This window comes from Actinoplanes sp. ATCC 53533 (genome assembly GCF_003947245.1).
Map to the genome: position 1 here is coordinate 35,504 of NZ_QHHV01000035.1, position 18,472 is coordinate 53,975.

The 18,472-nt window shown below is 69.6% G+C and carries 18 protein-coding genes and 1 pseudogene; 6 read left to right on the forward strand and 13 right to left on the reverse strand.

The features are described 5' to 3' along the window. Positions 1-17: 17 nt before the first annotated feature. The 4 genes from DMB66_RS13745 to DMB66_RS13760 form a co-directional block, all read right to left on the reverse strand. On the reverse strand, positions 18-1,091 hold the full coding sequence (locus DMB66_RS13745; protein WP_125804460.1) for an isocitrate/isopropylmalate dehydrogenase family protein: 1,074 nt from the start codon (positions 1,089-1,091) through the stop codon (positions 18-20). 17 nt (positions 1,092-1,108) lie between these two features. Further along, on the reverse strand, positions 1,109-2,236 hold the full coding sequence (locus DMB66_RS13750) for an ABC transporter ATP-binding protein (RefSeq protein WP_125804461.1): 1,128 nt from the start codon (positions 2,234-2,236) through the stop codon (positions 1,109-1,111). Continuing rightward, positions 2,229-3,893, reverse strand: coding sequence for an iron ABC transporter permease (locus DMB66_RS13755; protein WP_199752309.1), 1,665 nt, complete (start codon positions 3,891-3,893; stop codon positions 2,229-2,231). The genes DMB66_RS13750 and DMB66_RS13755 overlap by 8 nt, the downstream gene beginning before the upstream one ends. 139 nt (positions 3,894-4,032) lie before the next feature. Further along, positions 4,033-5,196: an ABC transporter substrate-binding protein gene (locus DMB66_RS13760; protein ID WP_125804463.1), complete on the reverse strand. Its 1,164-nt coding sequence runs from the start codon at positions 5,194-5,196 to the stop codon at positions 4,033-4,035. A gap of 296 nt (positions 5,197-5,492) precedes the next feature. Between DMB66_RS13760 and DMB66_RS13765 the strand changes: the two genes are divergently transcribed. Further along, positions 5,493-6,194 carry a GntR family transcriptional regulator gene (locus tag DMB66_RS13765; protein ID WP_125804464.1) on the forward strand — a complete coding sequence of 234 codons (702 nt, stop codon included), beginning with the start codon at positions 5,493-5,495 and terminating at the stop codon, positions 6,192-6,194. Between the two features lie 41 nt (positions 6,195-6,235). Then, entirely contained in the window at positions 6,236-6,727 is a 492-nt protein-coding gene (gene rraA / locus DMB66_RS13770) for a ribonuclease E activity regulator RraA (RefSeq protein ID WP_125804465.1), read from the forward strand. A 128-nt stretch (positions 6,728-6,855) separates the two neighbouring features. Here the strand turns inward: rraA and DMB66_RS13775 are convergent, their stop codons facing one another. Beyond that, complete coding sequence (locus DMB66_RS13775; protein ID WP_125804466.1) at positions 6,856-7,473, reverse strand: LysE family translocator; 618 nt, start codon at positions 7,471-7,473, stop codon at positions 6,856-6,858. A gap of 133 nt (positions 7,474-7,606) precedes the next feature. On the opposite strand from DMB66_RS13775, the gene DMB66_RS13780 reads away from it, so the two are divergent. Together DMB66_RS13780 and fliQ are read left to right on the forward strand one after the other, a co-directional pair. After that, positions 7,607-8,059, forward strand: coding sequence for an Lrp/AsnC family transcriptional regulator (locus tag DMB66_RS13780; protein ID WP_125804467.1), 453 nt, complete (start codon positions 7,607-7,609; stop codon positions 8,057-8,059). 213 nt (positions 8,060-8,272) lie between these two features. Then, the gene (gene fliQ / locus DMB66_RS13785) at positions 8,273-8,542 is read left to right on the forward strand and encodes a flagellar biosynthesis protein FliQ (RefSeq protein ID WP_125804468.1); all 270 of its coding nucleotides are present in this window, start codon (positions 8,273-8,275) and stop codon (positions 8,540-8,542) included. A gap of 83 nt (positions 8,543-8,625) precedes the next feature. Here fliQ and DMB66_RS13790 read toward each other — a convergent pair whose 3' ends face one another. The 4 genes from DMB66_RS13790 to DMB66_RS13805 form a co-directional block, all read right to left on the reverse strand. Continuing rightward, a complete protein-coding gene (locus DMB66_RS13790) occupies positions 8,626-9,087 on the reverse strand; it encodes an SRPBCC family protein (RefSeq protein WP_125804469.1) in 462 nt (153 codons plus the stop codon). Beyond that, the gene (locus tag DMB66_RS13795) at positions 9,084-9,419 is read right to left on the reverse strand and encodes a helix-turn-helix transcriptional regulator (protein WP_125804470.1); all 336 of its coding nucleotides are present in this window, start codon (positions 9,417-9,419) and stop codon (positions 9,084-9,086) included. Before DMB66_RS13795 ends, DMB66_RS13790 begins: the two co-directional genes overlap by 4 nt. 110 nt (positions 9,420-9,529) lie before the next feature. Then, the gene (locus DMB66_RS13800; RefSeq protein WP_125804471.1) at positions 9,530-10,330 is read right to left on the reverse strand and encodes a class I SAM-dependent methyltransferase; all 801 of its coding nucleotides are present in this window, start codon (positions 10,328-10,330) and stop codon (positions 9,530-9,532) included. A gap of 41 nt (positions 10,331-10,371) precedes the next feature. Continuing rightward, a complete protein-coding gene (locus DMB66_RS13805; protein ID WP_233624533.1) occupies positions 10,372-11,802 on the reverse strand; it encodes an MFS transporter in 1,431 nt (476 codons plus the stop codon). A gap of 124 nt (positions 11,803-11,926) precedes the next feature. Here DMB66_RS13805 and glgX point away from each other — a divergent pair, with 124 nt between their 5' ends. Then, complete coding sequence (gene glgX / locus DMB66_RS13810; RefSeq protein WP_125804473.1) at positions 11,927-14,035, forward strand: glycogen debranching protein GlgX; 2,109 nt, start codon at positions 11,927-11,929, stop codon at positions 14,033-14,035. A 43-nt stretch (positions 14,036-14,078) separates the two neighbouring features. On the opposite strand, the gene DMB66_RS13815 is transcribed toward glgX, so the two are convergent. Continuing rightward, the gene (locus tag DMB66_RS13815) at positions 14,079-14,708 is read right to left on the reverse strand and encodes a hypothetical protein (RefSeq protein ID WP_125804474.1); all 630 of its coding nucleotides are present in this window, start codon (positions 14,706-14,708) and stop codon (positions 14,079-14,081) included. 188 nt (positions 14,709-14,896) lie between these two features. On the opposite strand from DMB66_RS13815, the gene DMB66_RS13820 reads away from it, so the two are divergent. Beyond that, positions 14,897-16,009 (forward strand): DUF4037 domain-containing protein, encoded by a 1,113-nt coding sequence (locus DMB66_RS13820; RefSeq protein WP_233624534.1) that lies wholly within the window; start codon positions 14,897-14,899, stop codon positions 16,007-16,009. Between the two features lie 177 nt (positions 16,010-16,186). Here DMB66_RS13820 and DMB66_RS13825 read toward each other — a convergent pair whose 3' ends face one another. The 3 genes and pseudogenes from DMB66_RS13825 to DMB66_RS65840 all read right to left on the reverse strand — a co-directional run. Then, positions 16,187-16,429 carry a hypothetical protein gene (locus DMB66_RS13825; RefSeq protein ID WP_125804476.1) on the reverse strand — a complete coding sequence of 81 codons (243 nt, stop codon included), beginning with the start codon at positions 16,427-16,429 and terminating at the stop codon, positions 16,187-16,189. 104 nt (positions 16,430-16,533) lie between these two features. Next, positions 16,534-17,163, reverse strand: coding sequence for an FHA domain-containing protein (locus DMB66_RS63665; RefSeq protein WP_125804477.1), 630 nt, complete (start codon positions 17,161-17,163; stop codon positions 16,534-16,536). Between the two features lie 758 nt (positions 17,164-17,921). Next, positions 17,922-18,437: pseudogene (locus tag DMB66_RS65840) on the reverse strand (serine/threonine-protein kinase); the annotation flags it as partial. Positions 18,438-18,472 lie beyond the last annotated feature (35 nt).

The following is an 18,472-nucleotide window of genomic DNA, read 5'->3' on the forward strand; positions in this document are numbered from 1 at the left end:
GTTTCAGATGCGTGGGGTCAGCCGGCTCGGATCGCCTCGACCACCGCCGCGGTGAAGTCGGTGGTCGACGCGGAGCCACCCAGGTCGCGGGTGCTGACGCCGTTGCGGACTGCGGTTTCGACGCCACGCTCGATCCTGCCGGCGGCGTCGCGGGCGCGGTCGTCGCTGTGTTTGGCGGCGAGCCAGTCCATCAGCATGGCGGTGGACATGATCATGGCGATCGGGTTGGCGATGTCGCGTCCGGCGATGTCGGGTGCCGAGCCGTGCGCGGCTTGCGCCATGGCGTGGGTGTCGGATGAGTTGAGCGACGGTGCGATGCCGAGCGAGCCGGCGATCTCGCCGGCGAGATCGGACAGGATGTCGCCGAACATGTTCTCGGTGACGATGACGTCGAAGGCGTCGGCGCGGCGGACCAGGTGCACGGTCATCGCGTCGATGTGGAAGTCGTCGATGGCCACGTCCGGGTAGTCCGTGCCGATCTCGCGGCAGACGTCCCGGAACAGTCCGGTGGTCATCTTGAGCACGTTGGCTTTGTGCACGATCGTGACGCGCTTGTCGCGGCGGCGGGCGAGTTCGAACGCCGACCGGGCGATGCGTTCGACCGCAGGGCGGGTGATGATGCCCAGGGCGATGGCCACGTCGGGGGAGGGCATGAATTCGCCGGTGCCGGCGTAGGTGCTGCGGTCGGCGTAGAAGCCCTGGGTGTTCTCGCGCACGATGACCAGGTCGGTGCCCGGGACGACGGCCTTGCTGCCCTCGAACGCCTTGGCGGGGCGAATGTTGGCGTACAGGTCGAAGTGCTTGCGGATCGTTCCGCTGGGGTTGAGCTGCGACCGGTGGGGCTCCGGGTAGGCGGCGCTGTCGTGTGGTCCGAGCAGCCAGCCGTCGAGGCCGGCCAGCGCGGTGAGGGTCGACTCCGGTACGGCGGTGTCGTATTCGGTGATGGCGGCGGCGCCGAGCGGAAGTTCGACCCAGTCGACGGGCTCCAGGCCGGAGGCCTCAGCCGCGGCGTCGGCGATGGCCGTGGAGGAGGGGACGATCTCCGGGCCGATGCCGTCGCCGAACAGAACGCCAAGGGAGTAGCTGGTCATGAGATGCAGTCTCGCTTTCAGGAGGGGATGGTGAGCAGTTCGGCGACTTCGGCGGACGGCACCACGGCTGCGGGGTAGAGCAGGGCCTCGTCGGGGGCGAAGGTGAGGCAGACCGTGCCGGTGAGGCCGGGCCGCGACGTCTGCACCTGCACGATGCGGTTGCCCAGCTTGAGGTCGTACTCGTATCGGGAGCCGACGTATGAGGTGGTGAGGACGTCGGTCTTGAGGCTGTTGACGCCCGGGCGGGTGTCGCCTGCCGGCAGCGCCTCGAGGCGCTCGGGCCGAATGGCGATGGTGACCTCTTGACCCGGCTCGACCCGGTGGCCACTGATGATCTCGACGATGTCGCCGCTCGCGTCCAGCCGTACGTGGCTGCGTCCGTCGGCAGTGTCCTCGACGCGGCCGAGCAGGAAGTTGCACCGGCCGACGAAGGCGGCGACCTCCGGAGTGGCCGGTGTCTCGTAGATCTCGCGGGGCGTGCCGATCTGCAGCATGTTGCCTTCGGACATCACCGCGATGCGGTCGCTGAGGGCGAGTGCCTCGTCCTGGTCGTGGGTGACGTAGACGGTGGTGATGCCGAGGTCCTCCTGCAGGCGCTTGAGCCAGGCCCTCGCCTGTTCACGCAGTTTGGCGTCGAGGTTGGACAGCGGTTCGTCGAGCAGCAGCACCGACGGCGAGTACACCAGGGCGCGGGCCAGGGCCACGCGTTGCTGCTGGCCGCCGGACAGCTGGTGCGGGTAGCGGTCCTTGAGGTGCGCGAGGCCGACCTTGTCGAGGGCATCGGCGATGCGTTCCCGCTTGTCCTTCTTGCTGGTCTTGCGGATCGTCAGCGGCATGGCCAGGTTCGCCGCCACCGTCATGTGCGGCCACAGCGCGTAGGACTGGAACACCATGCCGAGGTTGCGTTCCTCGGGGGTGAGGAACTTCTTGTTCCCGGTGTCGACGAAGGTGGTGTCGCCGACGCTGATCGTTCCGCCGGTCGGCCGTTCGAGGCCGGCGATGCAGTTGAGGGTGGTGGACTTGCCGCAGCCGCTGGGCCCGAGCAGGGTGAAGAACTCACCGTCGTGGATCGTGAAGTTGATCTCGTGCAGGACGGTGACGGCCCCGAACGTCTTGAACAGGTTCGCGACGGTGACGTCAGGCATCGCGGTATCCCCTCATGAGTAGCCCGGCAAGGCCGACGAAGGCCGCGGTGATGGCGATCTGGATGCTGGCCAGGGCAGCGACGGAGCCGGTGTTGCCCTGGACCCAGAGCTCGAGCATCGTGGTGCCGAGGATGTTGGAGTCGGCCGAGCCGAGGAAGATGGCCGGCGAGTATTCCTTGAGCATGGTGACGAAGGTCAGGATCATGGCTCCGGCGAAGGCGGGCACGAGCAGCCGGCCGAGGACGCGGGTGAAGGTGCGCAGCCAGTCCGCACCGGAGACCCGGGCGGCGTTGTCGAGTTCCAGCCCGAGTTGCATCACCGATGGTGCGATGGAGCCGAAGCCGCTGGGCAGGGCCCGCAGTCCGAAACCGATGATGAGGGCGAACAGGGTGCCCTGGATGAGGCCGCCCGCGCCGAACGGGGCGTAGGCGAAGGCCCAGAACAGCCCGATGCCGATGATGATGCCCGGCATGGCCTGCGGTGCGAGCGAGAGGTATTCCACGGCGCGGCGGAAGCGGAAGCTGGAGCGGCGGGCGACGAGCACGGCCAGCACGGACAGCGCACTGACGAGCACGGCGCCGACAGCGGCGACGATGAGACTGTTCCAGATCGAGCGCGTGTACGCCTCGAAGCTGAAGATGCGCTCGTAGTTCGCGCCGGTGAGCGTTTTGAACGGCGACTGCAACGGCGTGAAGATGAGCGTGAACGATCGGAAGACCAACCCGCCGATCGGCAGCAGCGCACCGAAGATGACGTAGCAGCCGATCGCGACGATGCTGACCCACTTGAACCAGCCCAGGTCGAGCCGGCGCGGCCTGGTGGCCTTGCCCCGGACGGAGACGAAGCGCTGGGCGTCCTTGAGCAGTTTCGCCTGCACGGCGACGAGCCCCATGGTGACGAGCAAGATAAGCGCTGACGCGGCCCCGAGCACGCCGTAGTCGGGATTGATCGACTGCAGGCCGTTGCTGTACAGGAACGTGGAGAAGACCGAGATGCCGACGGGCTGGCCGTAGAGCAGCGGAACGCTGAGGGTCTCGACGGACATGCTGAACACGAGGATGGAGCTGTAGACCATCGGCGGGCGCAGCATCGGGATGATCACCGAGAACAGGATCCGCAGGGGCCGGGCGCCGCACACCTGCGCGGCGCTCTCGAGGGACGCGTCGGACTGCCGGAGGGCGTTGGCGCAGAAGACGTAGGCGATCGGTGCCAGGGCCACCGCTTCGGTCACGGCCATGCCGGGGATCGAGTACAGGTTCCACGGCACCGTGCCGATCCAACCGCGTACCTCGGTGCTGACGAAGCCGGCCGGGCCGTAGAGGGTGATCCAGCCGAACCCGAGGATCAGCGACGAGATGAAGAAGGGCCACTGCATCGCGGCGGCGAAGAGTCGGGCGCCGGGCAACTGCGTGCGGACGACCACCACTGCCATCGGTACGGCGATCAGCAGCGTGAGCAGGGTGGTGCCGACCGCGAACAGCGCTGTGTTTCCAATGACCTCGCCGAAGCCCGAGTCGGTGAACAGCCGTACGTAGTTGCCGGCGGTGAGGATGCCGCCCGCTTCGTACAGGGGACGGTCGAGGAACGACTGGTAGAGGGTGGGGACGACGGGTGCGAGGACCAGCAGGGCGAGGAGGGCCAGCACTCCGTACTGCACCCAGGTTTCCCGTCCGGCGCCGAGCAGGCGCCGGTAGCGCGGCGGTTCCAGAACGGATTGTCCGGCCGCACTTGGCGCTTTCGCCGGTGTGGTTGCCGTTGACATCGTGTGCGCTCCGCTTGTCGAGGACTGCCGGTGCCTACTGGGCCAGCAGGCCATTCCATCGGCTGACGAACTGCTGCACGTCGGCGTCGGGCACGAGCTGATACTTCGCCTGGATCACCTCGTCCTGGCCGACCTGGTCGACGACCTCCTGATAGGTGTGCAGGCCTTCGGCTTTCTGAACGTCCTCGCGGTATGCCGTCAGCCCGCCCTCTGCCACGGCCCGCTGTCCCTCCGCGGACAGCACGAAGTCGGTGAACAACTTCGCCGTGTTCAGGTGCGGTGCCTTGGGGGCGATACCGATTCCGCGCGGCAGGACGACGGTGCCGTCGTCGAGGAAGGTGACCTTGAACAGCCCGCCGCTGTTCTTGACCACGGGATACGCCGGTGCCGCGGAGATGAAGAAGCCCACCAGGTACTCACCCGAGAGGATCTTCTCGGTCTGTGTTCCCGAGGAGGTCTCCGGCCGGGCGAGCGGTAGCAGCTTCTCCAGATTGCTCCAGGCGGCGGGGTCGGCGGCGGCGAAGGCGTTCGACACGGTGAAGCCGAACGCGCCCTTGACGTCGCGCGTGGTGATCTTGTTGTCGAATTTCTTCCGGTCCTTGGCGACGATCGTGGCGAGGCTGGCCAGGCCCGTCGGCGCCTCGGGCACCAACTGGGCGTTGTAGGCGATGGTCATCGGATCCATCGACATCGCGAACACGTTGGGCATGAGGGTTGCGAACTTCGGCAGCTTCGCCAGCTCAGGCGAGGCGTAGGTGGTCAGGCGGTTCTTGCCTTCCTCGTTGTATTCCGCCCAGGCCTGTGCGGCGTTGGAGACCAGCACGTCGGCGGGGGAGTTGCCCGTTGCCTGTTCGCTGAGCGCCCGCTGGAACACCTCGTCGCTGTCCAGGTTGTTCGCGGAGATCTTGGTGACCCATGGGTACTTCTTCTGGAAGTCGCGGAAGATCGGCGCCCAGTTCTCCTGGTCGGTGTTGGAGTAGATGGTCAGCGAGCCGTCCTCGGTCTTCGACGCCTCGATGATCTGGCTGTACTCCGCCGGGTAGTAGTCCGGCGCGGTGCCCTCGGTGATCTTGTTCGGCGGTGCCGCCGCTTCGTCGGCACCGCCGCAGGCGCCCAGGGACACGGCGACTATCGCGGTGGCGAAGGACGCGAGCAGCCGGCGGCGTCCGATCAGCGGAGATGTTCGCGGACTGGTCAATTTACGACTCCTTGACGAGGAGGAAACATCGCTGTGTGACCGCCTCACGATGGAGGTTATAACCTATGGCCGTCAACATCTGGGCTGAAACAATCTTGCGGAACCCGTGAAGTTGGTGGTCCAAAGCCGCGCAAGCCGGGGCGTTCTGCCGAGAAGGCACCCATGGGTGAGTGGCCATGGAGGCATTCTGACCTGCGTACGGAGCAAGCCAGCCGCGATTCGCCCCGCTCGCCGGGATTGGCGTACCGTTAGGACTGGCCGGTGGTGTAGGTTATAAGAAGATTCTGGGAGGTTGGATGAGCGAGCCGTCTGAGCTCTTCTCCACGAAGAGCGACTTCGCCTACATCAAGTTGCGCGAGAAGATCCTGTCCGGCGAGTACGAACCTGGCGCGGTGTTGAACCAGTCCGTGCTGGCCCGAACGATCGGGATCAGTACCACCCCGCTGCGCGAGGCGCTCCGCCGGCTCAAGTCCGAGGGCCTGGTCGAGCTCGACGCTCATCGCGATGCCCGGGTCACCCAGCTCACTGCCGAACAGGCACGCGATCTGCTGGAGATCCGGACCTCGTTGGACCCGCTGGCGGTGTCACTCGCCGCCGAGCGGCGCAGCACCGCCGACATCCGCGAGATCCGCGACGCGATCCGCGGCCTGGAGCCGCTGCCGCACAATCCCGCCTTCGTCGACCTCGTCGCGCACCGACGATTCCACACCGCGATCTACACCGCCTCGCACAACGAGATCCTCACCAGCACCCTCGACGCGCTCTGGGACAAGGCTGATCGCTACCGCCGGCTCGGGCTCGAAGTCGTGCGCAGCCAAGAAGAGCGCGACCAGAAGGCGGCCGAACACCAGGCCCTGCTCGACTGCGTGGTCAATCGTGACGCCGCCGGGGCCGCCGAGGTGATGCGCCGGCACATCGACACCAGCCTCGGGGCCAAGGCAGCATCGCGTCTGAGCGCGCAGGAGCTGGTGACCGTCACGCCCCAGCCGATCTCCTGACCGAGCCGCCGGCCCGCCAGCCACCCCCAGCGAAGGAAGCCATGCCCGACACGACCAGCACAAAAGCTACCGCGGACCTTTACGACCAATACGGCGAGCAGCTCGGTTCCTGCGACACGCAGCTACGGCAGTTCGGCCGGTCCTCCGCGTTCCACGGTCCCGCGGTGACGGTGGAGTGCTTCGAGGACAACGCCTTGCTGAAATCGGTGCTCTCCCAGCCGGGCGAGCGCCGGGTACTGATCGTGGACGGCGGGGGATCCCTCCACCGCGCTCTCATGGGCGACGTCATCGCAGGCATCGCCGTCGACAACGACTGGGCCGGCATCATCATCAACGGAGCGATCCGCGATGTCACCGCACTCCGCACCCTCGACATCGGGATCAAGGCGCTAGGTTCCAACCCTCGTAAAAGCACCAAAACCGGAGCTGGCAGACGAGACGTGCCGATCACCTTCGGAAACTGCACCTTTCACCCGGGCGCTCAGATCTACAGCGACGACGACGGAGTGGTAGTGCTGCGGCCGTTCCCATAGCGAAAGCGGCGCCTGCTGAGTCACCTCCGGCCGGCTGGCCCGGCCGATGCGTACGTCCCGGCGCGATCTCCGCGTCAGCGGGCACCAGGATGGCGCATCAAGCCCTGCCGCCCACACATCGGCGGGCGTTACCGGATTGCTTGCTCCACCAGCAGCAACACGCCGATCATGACCATGGCGGATCCGGAAGCACGGGTTACGGCTCGCGCTACGGTCGGCCGGGCCCGCAGCACTCGCCGGGCCCCGGTGCCGATCACCGTGTAGATCACCGCGCAGCTGGCCACATGCACCAGACCCAATACGATGATCTGCGCCGCAAGCGGCCAGCTCACCGTCGGCCGGGTGAACTGCGGCAGCAGGGCGAGGAACAGCAGGAACACCTTCGGGTTGAGGCCGCTGATCCCCAAGCCCTTGACGGCCTGCCGTATCCACGAGTGCGGCGCTTGCTCGCTGCTCGCCTCCAGCGTCGGCGGCTGCCGAAGCATGCCGATGCCTAACCACACCAGATAACCCGCACCAGCTACGGTCAGCACCGTCAACACCATCGGTGACCCCGCGACCAGCGCGGCTACCCCGGCCGCCACCACAGCGGTCGCCAGTAGATGCCCTGCCAGCAGCCCACCAACCGCGGGCAGCACCGTGCGATAGCGCAGACCGGCCGCGATCGCGTAGGCCCAGTCAGCACCAGGAGTGATGACGAACAGGAACGACACCGCCCAGAACGCGGCGATGGTACTGACGGCCATGACACAGCCCCTTCTCGGGCATAGATGATCATTCGGGACAGGTTTGGCCCTGAGGGAAAGGCTATGCGTGAAACCGAGGAAGGTGTTCCCGACTATCTCGCCGACAGGCCGTTTTTGGAGGAGAATCTGCCCCGTGGACGCCCTGGACCGCAAGATTCTTGCCGAACTACAGCGGGACGGTCGACTGACCGTCACCGACCTCGCCGAACGCGTTGGCCTGAGCGTCTCGCCCTGCCACCGTCGACTACGCGCCCTCGAACAAGCCGGCGCGATCAGCGGCTACCGTGCCCACGTCGACGCCAAATCCCTCGGCCTGACCTTCGAAGCCCTCGTCTTCGTCACCATGAACGCCGCCGACCGCCGCACCCTCGACGCGTTCGAACAGGCTGTCGCTGCCATGCCGCACGTCCAACAGGCTCAACGTCTGTTCGGCGACCCCGACTACCTCCTGCGCATCATCACCCGCGACCTGCCCGCCTTCCAGGAGGTCTACGACCAGCAACTCGCCACCCTGCCCAGCGTCCAGCGCATGCGCTCCACCCTGGTCATGAAGACCGTCGTCGAGAACCGGCCACTGCACCTGTAACGCGAGTTAGCTGGAGTCACCGTGGAGGGGGCATCCTGGAGGGCCTTTCCGAGGTGGGTAAGCAGCACCCTGGGACACATGGCCACCCACCCCCTTGCGCGCCGCCACGGCCGCTGGCGGTGACTTGAGGTTTTCGCGGGGGTGAACCGAATGGCAACCGGGGCGCCCCCGTTGTGCACTCGGTGGTTTCGCTGGGGTCCCGAAGGGGATGGCATGACGGACACGCAGATCGTTGAGCTGGGTATGCAGGCCATGACCATCGCCGCGAAGATGTGCGCGCCGGTGCTGGTGACGGCGCTGTTGATCGGGTTCGCGATCTCGTTGTTCCAGTCGGTGACCCAGATCCAGGAAGCGACGTTGTCGTTCGTGCCGAAGGCGGTCGGTGTGGGTGCGGCGATCTTGTTCTCGGGTAACTGGATGCTGCACGAGATGGTGACGTTCACGACGCAGCTGTTCGAGAAGATCCCGACGCTGATCGGTTGATCGATCGCAGTGTGCAAGGGCCGCCCGAGAGGGCGGCCCTTTTCGCATGCCGGCCGGCGTGCGGGTGCCGTCCGTGTGGGTGGTCAGCCGATCTTGGTGAGGTAGGCGTCGAGGGCCGCGTAGCTCTGGTTGGCGCCCTGCTCCATGCCCGACTGGAGCATGCCGTCGCGCTCCTGCTGGGTGTCGAACTGGGTCGTCCCGGTCACCGTCGTCCGGCCGTCCTCCTCGGTGAAGACGAACTTCTCCACCGCGATGTGGCCGGCCATCGGCTCGTATTCGAAGGTCCAGGTGAAGGTCTCGGGCGCCGCGATCTCGCGGAACTCGCCGCGGAAGGCGTGCTGTTTGCCGTCCGCGGTCTCCACGAAGCGCCAGGTGCCGCCGACCCGGAAGTCGATCGCGACCTCGAGCGGGTTGCCGCGGCCCCACCAGTGGCGCAGGTGCTCGGCCTCGGTGTGCGCGGCGAAGACCAGCGCCCGGGGCGCGTCGAACGTGCGGCTCATGACCAGTTCGGTGGGGCTCGGAGTGCTGACGCTGATGGTGTTCATGGCTGCTCCTTCTGCAGGTCGGCCAGGTATCCGCCGAGCGTGTCATAGCGCTCTTCCCAGAGGCGCCGGTATTGCTCGACCCAGCCCGCGATGTCGCGCAGCGGGGCCGGTTCGATCCGGCAGCGCCGCCATTGGGCCTCGCGGGTGCGGGCGATCAGCCCGGCGCGCTCGAGCACGTTCAGGTGCTTCGAGACCGCCTGCATGCTGATCGGGAACGGCGCCGCGAGCTCGTTGACCGTGGCCTCGCCGCGGGCCAGCCGGGCGAGGATCGCCCGGCGGGTCGGGTCGGCGAGGGCGGCGAAGACGCCGCTGATCGGGTCGGCTGTCGTCATGCTCAACCACCTGGCTTATCAACTAGCCGGTTTATCAACCGGTAGGTTGAGAACACCGCCCAGGGCAGGTGTGTCAAGGCCCTACGCGCTGGCTCCTGCGAGCCGCTCGGTCAACGACCGGCCACGACCATCCGGACCCTCGTGGTCAGCTGGATGCGGCCGTCGCCGGCCCGTGCGCCGGCCAGCTCGGCCTCGGCCGCCGCGGTCGCCGCCGCCAGGCGCTCCCGCGGGACGGCCCGGATCAGCTCCCGGCCGGCGTGCGAGCCCATCCAGCTCATCCACTGCTCGACCCCGGTGAAGTGGCTGACCTGGGCGAACTCGGTGATCCGCACGTCGGACCAGGCGGCCAGCGCGGCCCGGATGGTCTCCTCGCCGCGGAACAGGGTGGGTTTCGGCAGTTGCCACTGCGCCTTCGCCGTGTGCGCGGCCACGGCCTTCAGCGCGCCTTCGTACCGCGGGTCGAACGCGGCGAACGAGCTGAACGCCAGCCGGCCGCCGGGGCGCAGCAACCTCCGGTACGCCGCCAGCGCGGCCGGCGGGTCCGGCAGGAAGAACAGCACCAGCCCGGCGGTGACCACGTCGAAGGACCCCGCCGCGAACGCGGGCGCCTGCGCGTCGCCGACCCGCACCGACACGGCCGGCAGGTGCGCGGCCGCCGCCGCGGTCAGCTCGACCATGTGCGGCGCCAGGTCGGTGCCGACGACCCGGCCGCCGGGCCCGGCGGCGGCCGCGGCGCCGAACAGCACCGCACCCCGCCCGCAGCCCACGTCGAGGACGTGCTCGCCGGGCCGGATCGCCGCGCGGCGCACCAGCTCGGCGCCGATCGGCGTGAAGAAGTCGACGCCCACGCTGTCGTAGCTCGTGGCCGCCTCGTCGAAGACCCCGATCACGTGGGGGAGCTCGGCAGGCATCGCGGATCCGAGGATACGGGATCCGCGCCATGTTCGGATCGTCACGCCACCGGCACCGGCGAGTCGACGGCGGTCGCCCGGGCCCGGCGGCCGGTCGTGGCCAGGCCCAGCGCGAGCACCGCCACGCCGCAGCCGAACAGGATCCACCAGCCGGTCCGGCTCGCCGCGGCGAAGTGCCCGGCGGCCGGGCCGCCGAGCCCGGAGACCACCGCCGAGCCGACGACCGCGACGCCCAGCGCCGTGCCGACCTGCCGGCTGGTCGAGGCGATCGCCGCGGCGACGCCCGCCCGCGCGCGGGGCATGCCGGAGACCGCGGTGTTGGTGATCGGCGCGTTGACCATGCCGAAACCGAACCCGAACATCGCGTACGCGCCGAACAGCAGCCAGACCGGGGTGTCCGCGGTGAGCCGGGTGAGCGGGAGCATCGCCAGCGCCATCCCGGAGCCGGCCAGGATCAGCGGCAGCCGGGGCCCGCGCGCGCCGACGATGCGGCCCGACAGCGGGGCGACGATCGCGGTCAGCAGCGCCATCGGCAGCGTGTAGATCCCGGCGTGCAGCGCGGACAGGCCGCGGACGTCCTGCAGGTACAGCGAGTTCAGGAACAGGAAACCGCCGAGCGCGCCGAAGGCGCAGACCGCGATGACGGTCGCGCCGGAGAACGGCACGCTGCGGAAGACCCCCAGGTCCAAGAGCGGTTCGGTACGGCGTGACTCGTACGCCAGCAGCGCGGCCAGCGCCACCGCGCCCAGCACGAAACAGCCCACGATCAGCGGCGAGCCCCAGCCGGCGACCGGGCCCTCGATGATCCCGTACGTGACCGAGGCGAGCAGGAGCAGCACCAGCACCTGCCCGCCCGGGTCGACCCGGCGGGGGTGGCCGGCCCGCGACTCGGGGACGAACAGCGCGGCCAGCACGAAGGCGGCCACCCCGATCGGCACGTTGATCCAGAAGATCGACCGCCAGCCCAGCCCGGCGACCAGGGCGCCGCCGAGCACCGGGCCCAGCGCCATGCTGAGCCCGACGACGCCACCCCAGACGCCGATCGCGCGGGCCCGCTCGCGCGGCTCGGTGAACGTGTTCGTGATGATCGACATGGCGACCGGGTTGAGCATGGAGCCGCCGACGGCCTGCACCATCCGGAAGGCGATCAGCCAGCCCAGGCCGGGCGCCACGCTGCACAGCAGGGAACCGGCGGTGAACAGGACCAGCCCGGTCTGGAAGGTGCGCCGCCGGCCGAACCGGTCGGCGGTCGAGCCGGCCAGGACGAGCAGGCTGGCCAGCACCAGCGTGTAGGAGTCCAGCACCCACTGCAGCGAGGAGACGGAGGCGTCCAGATCGGCGCGCAGCGAGGGCAGCGCGATGTTCACGATCGTGACGTCCACCGCGACGATGAACAGGCTCAGGCAGCAGATCGCGAGGACGAGCAGGCGGCGGCGGTGGCTGAGTCCACCGGCGGCGGAAAAACCGGGCAAGTTCGTGACATGAGGCTCTGGCATTCGGGTTCCATTTGTACACCCGGCCCCGCGCGCGCAGGGTTCGGGGGACGGCAGAGTGGGGAAGCAGTGCGCGCAGCATCCGCTTGTGTTGAGGAGTGACATGAAGATCTGGCCCGGTTCGCCGTACCCGTTGGGGGCCACGTATGACGGCGGGGGTACCAACTTCGCGCTCTTCTCCGAGGTCGCCGACCGGGTCGAGCTGTGCCTGTTCGACGACGACGGCACCGAGACCCGGGTGGACCTGCCGGAACGCGAGGCCCTGGTCTGGCACGGCTACCTGCCGCGGGTCGTGCCGGGTCAGCGGTACGGCTACCGCGTGCACGGCCCGTACGACCCGCCGAACGGGGTGCGGTGCAACCCCTCGAAGTTGCTCCTCGACCCCTACGCGAAGGCGATCGACGGGCACAACGAGTGGAACAACGCGCTGTTCTCGTACCATTTCGACAACCCGGGCGAGGTCAACGACGAGGACTCGGCGCCGTACGCGACGCGCTCGGTGGTGGTCAACCCGTTCTTCGACTGGGCCAACGACCGGCCGCTGCGGATCCCGTTCCACCAGACCGTGATCTACGAGGCGCACGTCAAGGGCATGACCCAGAACCATCCGGGCATCCCCGACGACGTCCGCGGCACCTACTCGGGCCTGGCCCACCCCACGATGATCAAGCACTTCAAGCAGCTCGGGGTCACCGCCGTCGAGCTGATGCCGGTCCACCAGTTCGTGCACGACAGCACCCTGGTCGACCGGGGACTGACGAACTACTGGGGCTACAACACCATCGGCTTCTTCGCCCCGCACAACGACTACACGTCCTTCGGCGGGCACGGCGGTCAGGTGCAGGAGTTCAAGTCGATGGTCAAGACCCTGCACGCCGCCGGCATCGAGGTGATCCTCGACGTCGTCTACAACCACACCGCGGAGGGCAACCACCTCGGCCCGACGCTGTCGTTCCGCGGCATCGACAACCCGGCGTACTACCGGCTGGTGGACGACGACAAGCAGTACTACTACGACACCACGGGCACCGGCAACAGCCTCAACGTGCGGCATCACGAGTCGCTGCGGCTGATCATGGACTCGCTGCGCTACTGGGTGACCGAGATGCACGTCGACGGCTTCCGCTTCGACCTCGCCTCGGCGCTGGCCCGCGAGTTCCACGAGGTGAACCGGCTGGCCGCGTTCTTCGACCTGGTCAACCAGGACCCGGTGGTCAGCCAGGTGAAGCTCATCGCCGAGCCGTGGGACGTCGGCGACGGCGGCTACCAGGTCGGCGGGTTCCCGCCGCTGTGGACGGAGTGGAACGGCAAGTACCGCGACACGGTCCGCGACTTCTGGCGCGGCGAACCGGGCAGCCTCGGCGAGTTCGCCTCCCGGTTCACCGGCTCGTCCGACCTGTACGAGATCGACGGCCGCCGCCCGCTCGCCTCGATCAACTTCGTGACCGCGCACGACGGCTTCACCCTCAACGACCTGGTCTCGTACAACGACAAGCACAACGAGGCCAACGGCGAGGACAACCGCGACGGCGAGAGCCACAACCGGTCGTGGAACTGCGGCGTCGAGGGCCCGACCGAGGACCCGGAGGTCGTCCAGCTGCGGGAACGGCAGAAGCGCAACTTCCTCGCCACGCTGCTGCTGTCGCAGGGCGTGCCGATGATCTCCCACGGCGATGAGCTCGGCCGCACCCAGCACGGCAACAACAACGTGTACGCCCAGGACAGCGAGCTGAGCTGGGTGGACTGGGCGGACGCGCGCATGCACGACGTGCAGACCCGGTTCACCGCGTCGCTGACCAGGATGCGCGCGGAGCACCCGATCTTCCGCCGCCGCCGCTTCTTCACCGGCGAACCGGCACCCGACGCCAAGGTGCCCGACATCGCCTGGCTGCGCCGCGACGGCGAGCTGATGACCGAGGAGGACTGGAACGCCCGGTCCGGCATGACGATGACCGTGTTCCTCAACGGCCACGGCATCCCCGAGCGCGGCTCGCTGGGCGAGGAGATCACCGACGACTCGTTCCTGGTGCTGTTCAACCCGCTCGCCGACAGCGTCACGTTCACGCTGCCGCCCCGCCCGTACGGCCGCACCTGGGAGACCGTGGTCGACACGGCCGATCCGCTGCTGGCCGCCCGGCGCCGGACGGCCAAGGCCGGCGGGCAGCGCACCGTCGACGGGCACACCATGGTGGTGCTGCGCTGCCGGTACTGAGATCCGGTCGCCCGGCACGGCAGGGAAGCCGTGCCGGGGGTGGTCAGAGCGTGGCGATCTCGTTCACCCGCGCCTTGACGTGGATCGTGCGCTTCTTCGTGTGATGGCCGTCTTTCACGGTCAGCGTGTACCGGTGGGAGACGTAGGTGTTCGCCGGGCCGGCGCACGGGAAGTCCAGGGTGGCGGAGTCCTTGGCGCCGTACTCGCCGTAGAGGCCGGGGCCGTCGACCGACAGCGTGGCCTTGTGGGCGCCCTTGACCTTCCATTCGAGCACTACCGGCTGGCCCGGGTAACGCACCACATCCGTGCCGGATTCACAGGTCGGCTTCTGCTTGACCCGGAAACGCACAATGCTCAGGCCGGCGGGCTTCTTCGCCGCAGGCTTCTTCGCGACCGGGGACTCTTCCGTGATTTTCGCGGGGGCGGAACCGGCTTCCGGCTCAGCGCCGACCGGTCGCGCGTCCTTGGCCGGCTTCGCGTTGTTCTTCGCCGCCTTCTGCGGCTTGGACGAGCTGTTCAGTGGGCTGGTGACCGAGGCAGGAGTGGGTTCGCCAACAGTCGGCCGAGCCAGTGCGCAGCCGCTCCCGCCGCCGAGAACAACCGCGGAGATCAGAACGGGAATGGACCAACGGCGCTTCTTCGCCGCCGACGAAGCGGTAAACACAACCGGCACTTGCGTCCTCCTCGGTAGTCGCTGTGGCACTGATGGAAACTCTAAGAAGAAAACGTCGCCGCCGACGCGGCGAGGAATTCTCCTGGCACGAAGCTGGTACCCGGCGGCTGGACGGCAGCGTCGTTTCGCGAGCGCGGACACCGCTGCCGGCACTGAAATCCGGTTGCCCGGTGCGGCAGGCTGGGGCCGTGTCCGGGATCGCGCTGAGCCGCCGCTTCTACGAGCGCGCCATCCGCCCCTCGCTGGGCGGGCGGCCGCACGCCGCGGCCCTGCTCGGCGAGGGCTCCGAGGTGCTCGGCTTCGACGACGCGGTCTCCACCGACCACGACTTCGGCCCGCGCGTGCAGGTGTTCCTGCCCCTGGGCGCGCCGGCGCCGTCGTTCGACGCGCTGCCGGGCACCTTCGAGGGATACCCGACGGTCTTCGCCGCCACCGGCCGCAACGGCGGCGAGCCCTGCCACCACGTCGAGGTGACCGACGCCGGCGCGTTCTTCGCCCGGCGGCTGGGAATCGACCCGGCGGCCGGGCTGGGCCTCGCGGACTGGCTGCTGACGCCGACCCAGACCCTGGCCGCCCTGACCGCCGGGGCCGTCTTCCACGATCCGGACGGCGAACTGGCCCGCCGCCGGGCGGCGCTGAGCTGGTATCCCCGCGACGTCTGGCGCTACGCGCTGGCGGCCGGCTGGCTCCGGGTCGCCCAGGAGGAGGCCTTCGTGGGGCGGGCCGGTGCGGTCGGCGACGACCTGGGCTCGCGGGTGGTGGCCGGCAGGCTGGTGCGGGAGCTCGTGCGGCTGGCGTTCCTGATCGAGCGCCGCTGGGCGCCGTACCCGAAATGGCTCGGCAGTGGCTTCGCCCGGCTGCACCTGGCCGCGACCGCGGGGCCGCCGCTAGCCGCCGCGCTGGCCGCGGCCGGCACCCGCGAACGGGAGGACGCGCTGGTCACGGCCGCGGGTCTGCTCGTGGCCGCGACCAACGAGCTGGGGCTGGCCGCACCGGTCGACCCGGAGCCGCGGGCCTTTCACACCCGCGACATCCGGGTCCTGCACGCCGAGCGGCTGACCGTCGCGCTGACCGCGGCCGTCACCGATCCCGGGGTGCGGGCGCTGGTCGACCGGCTCGGCGGACGCCGGGGCGGCCCGATCGGGACCCTGCCCGGGACCATCGATCAGGTGACGGACTCCACCGAGATTCTCGTCGATCCGGCGCGCTGCCGGCGGGCGGCCGCGCTGGTCGGCCTGCCGGCGGTCGGGTCATGCGCGCCGGATCACGACACCGGCCGCCCGCCCGCGGCCGCGGCCTGACGCTGGGGCCGTCGGCGCTCGTGGCCGCTGGACCCCGGTGGCTCGCCGGTCCTACGATCGCACATACCCATTGACCGTGCTGAACGGCGTCGCGGGCGATGGTGTCACGATTCCTGGTGCCGGCGGGCCGTTTCCGCTGTGGTTCGTGCCCCGATGCTCCCGGAAGGAGCAGCGCGATCATGTCGCACAGAGACAGCATCTTCTCCCGGCTCGCGCCGTGGCGGAGGGTGCCGATACCGGCGTGCGGATCGAGATCCGGTCCGGTGGTCCCGCGAACAACTTCACGCCGGCGTCGAAGGTCTTGTGGACGTTGGCGAGCCTCAGAATGGGACCGGGCACGGCCAGACCCTGGCCAATCCGGTCGATGCCCACCACCGAGCGGAGCACAATGGTGCCGAACCGCGCGGTCTCCTGCCGCACGCCGACGACGCCGTTCCGGTCGATGCCGGGTTGTCCACTCCGTCGGCGCCGGTTCGGTGCCGTGCGCGCCGGCCGGCGGGTCGACCGGGCGCGCCGGCCGGGCGTCAAACGCGTCCGCCGCCGTCCGCACTGCCCGGCGCGGCGCGCAGGTCGGCCAAGGTGACCGCCGACCGGGCCATGGCCTCGTTGGCGAGCCGAACCCGTCGCCGGTCGCCGTCGTCATCGATGCCGAACTTCTCGTACAGGCGCAGCAGGTGCTGCTTCACCGCGGCCTCCGTCACCACCAGCGCCGCGGCGATCTCGCGGCTGGAGGCGGGCTCGGTGAACAACTGGCTGGTCAGCAGCGGGCGGCACAGGTGGATCAACACGTCCCGTTCCCGGGTCGTCAACGCCGGCCCGGCCGCCGCGCCCTCGGTGGGCGGGCCCGCGGTCGCCGCCGCCGGGCCGGCCCGGTAGACGAAGCGCGACGAACCGGCCCGGATCTCGTCGCCGTCGACCAGCGCCCGGTCCTGCCAGATGCGCCGGCCGTTGACCACCGTTCCGTTGCGGGAGCCGAGGTCCCGCACACACCAACCGGCCGGATAGCGCTCGAGGATCGCGTGCAGCCGGGACAGCCGCCGATCGACCGGCACCGCGAGATCGTTCTCATCGGCGCTGCCGAGCGTGAGCCGGTCGCCTTCCAGCGGCACGACCTGCACGCCGGCCGACGTCCACACCTCCAGATAGCCTGGCATCCTCCGCCGCCTACGCCCGGATCAGCCGCAGCGCGTAGCGGCCCTCGACGCCGGGTCCACCGATCCGCAGTTCGTAATCGCCTGCCTCGAGCCGGAGCGGCCCGTACCGCGCACACGTCAGGTTCGCGGCGGCGACGGTGCCGCCGCCGCGGCGGACCAGCGTCCAGGGCAGCAGGTGAGCGTCGCACTCCTCGTCCCCCCTGCAGGTAGAGGCCGTCGCCGTCGGCCAGCACGAGATCGTAGCGGTGCACCTCCCCGATGCCGAGGGCGACCGTGCCGGTCCGCGGCACGCGGGTGCCGAGGCTGATTCCACGCCCGGCGGTGCCGGCCGGGCTTCCCCCGGAGCCGGCGTGGGCGGCCGGGCTTCCCCCGGAGCCGGCGCGGGCGGTCGGCGGGACCGTCCCGGTGGTCCCGGTTCGGAGCGGCGTGACCGGTTCGGCGGTCCCGGTTCCGGTCGGTGTGCCGCCGGACTGGGCGCCGCTACCGGTGGGCGTGCCCCCGCCGGGAAACAGCACAATGGCCGTCACCAGGGCCGCGACGGCGGCCGCGGCCAGCGCGAGCAACCGGTACGGGATCCGGCGCGGCTCGCCGCGGGCCGGCGCGTCATCGGGCGGCGGGTCCGGCAGGGTCCAGTCGGCCGCGTCCAGCATCCGGGTCGTGGCGAGCACCGGGTCGGCTTCGTCACCCACGAGGGCCAGCAGCAGTTCGCGCGCGGTGGGCCGCTGCTCCGGCCGCTTCCGCAGGGCACGACCGACCAGGTCGCGCAGCCGGGGCTCCAGCCCGGACAGGTCCGGCTCGTCGGTGATCACCCGCCGCATCACCTCGTACGGCGTGCCGGCCCCGAAAGGCGTTCGCCCGGTCGCCGCGTACGAGATCACGCAGCCCCACGCGAAGACGTCCGACGCCGCGGTGATCTTTCCGTCGAACTGCTCCGGCGCCATGTAGGCGGGCGTGCCGATCACCGGGCCGGAGTCGGTGCGGGCACCCGCGGGGTCCGTGCTGCGAGCGATCCCGAAATCGATCACCTTCGGGCCGAGCCGGGACAACAGCACGTTGCCGGCCTTCAGATCGCGATGCACGACGCCGGCGGCGTGGATGCCGTTGAGCGCGGCGGCCACCCCGGTCGCCAGACTGTCCAGCATCGATCCCCGCAGCGGGCCGTCCTGCGCTATCCAGGCCGCCAGCGTCGGGCCCTCGATGAACTCGGTCACCAGGTAGGCCACCTCGCCGTCGAGCACGACGTCGAGCACCTGCGCGGTGCAGAACCGGGCCACCCGGCGGGCGGCCTCCGCCTCCCGGCGGAACCGCG

Excerpts from the sequence above, each read along its gene's own strand:
- rraA (WP_125804465.1), top strand. The coding sequence starts at position 6,236 with ATGCCCGACACGACCAGCACAAAAGCTACCGCGGACCTTTACGACCAA.
- DMB66_RS13745 (WP_125804460.1), bottom strand. The coding sequence starts at position 1,091 with ATGACCAGCTACTCCCTTGGCGTTCTGTTCGGCGACGGCATCGGCCCG.
- glgX (WP_125804473.1), top strand. The coding sequence starts at position 11,927 with ATGAAGATCTGGCCCGGTTCGCCGTACCCGTTGGGGGCCACGTATGAC.
- DMB66_RS13795 (WP_125804470.1), bottom strand. The coding sequence starts at position 9,419 with ATGACGACAGCCGACCCGATCAGCGGCGTCTTCGCCGCCCTCGCCGAC.
- DMB66_RS13800 (WP_125804471.1), bottom strand. The coding sequence starts at position 10,330 with ATGCCTGCCGAGCTCCCCCACGTGATCGGGGTCTTCGACGAGGCGGCC.
- DMB66_RS13750 (WP_125804461.1), bottom strand. The coding sequence starts at position 2,236 with ATGCCTGACGTCACCGTCGCGAACCTGTTCAAGACGTTCGGGGCCGTC.
- DMB66_RS13765 (WP_125804464.1), top strand. The coding sequence starts at position 5,493 with ATGAGCGAGCCGTCTGAGCTCTTCTCCACGAAGAGCGACTTCGCCTAC.
- DMB66_RS63665 (WP_125804477.1), bottom strand. The coding sequence starts at position 17,163 with ATGCCAGGCTATCTGGAGGTGTGGACGTCGGCCGGCGTGCAGGTCGTG.
- fliQ (WP_125804468.1), top strand. The coding sequence starts at position 8,273 with ATGACGGACACGCAGATCGTTGAGCTGGGTATGCAGGCCATGACCATC.
- DMB66_RS13790 (WP_125804469.1), bottom strand. The coding sequence starts at position 9,087 with ATGAACACCATCAGCGTCAGCACTCCGAGCCCCACCGAACTGGTCATG.
- DMB66_RS13775 (WP_125804466.1), bottom strand. The coding sequence starts at position 7,473 with ATGGCCGTCAGTACCATCGCCGCGTTCTGGGCGGTGTCGTTCCTGTTC.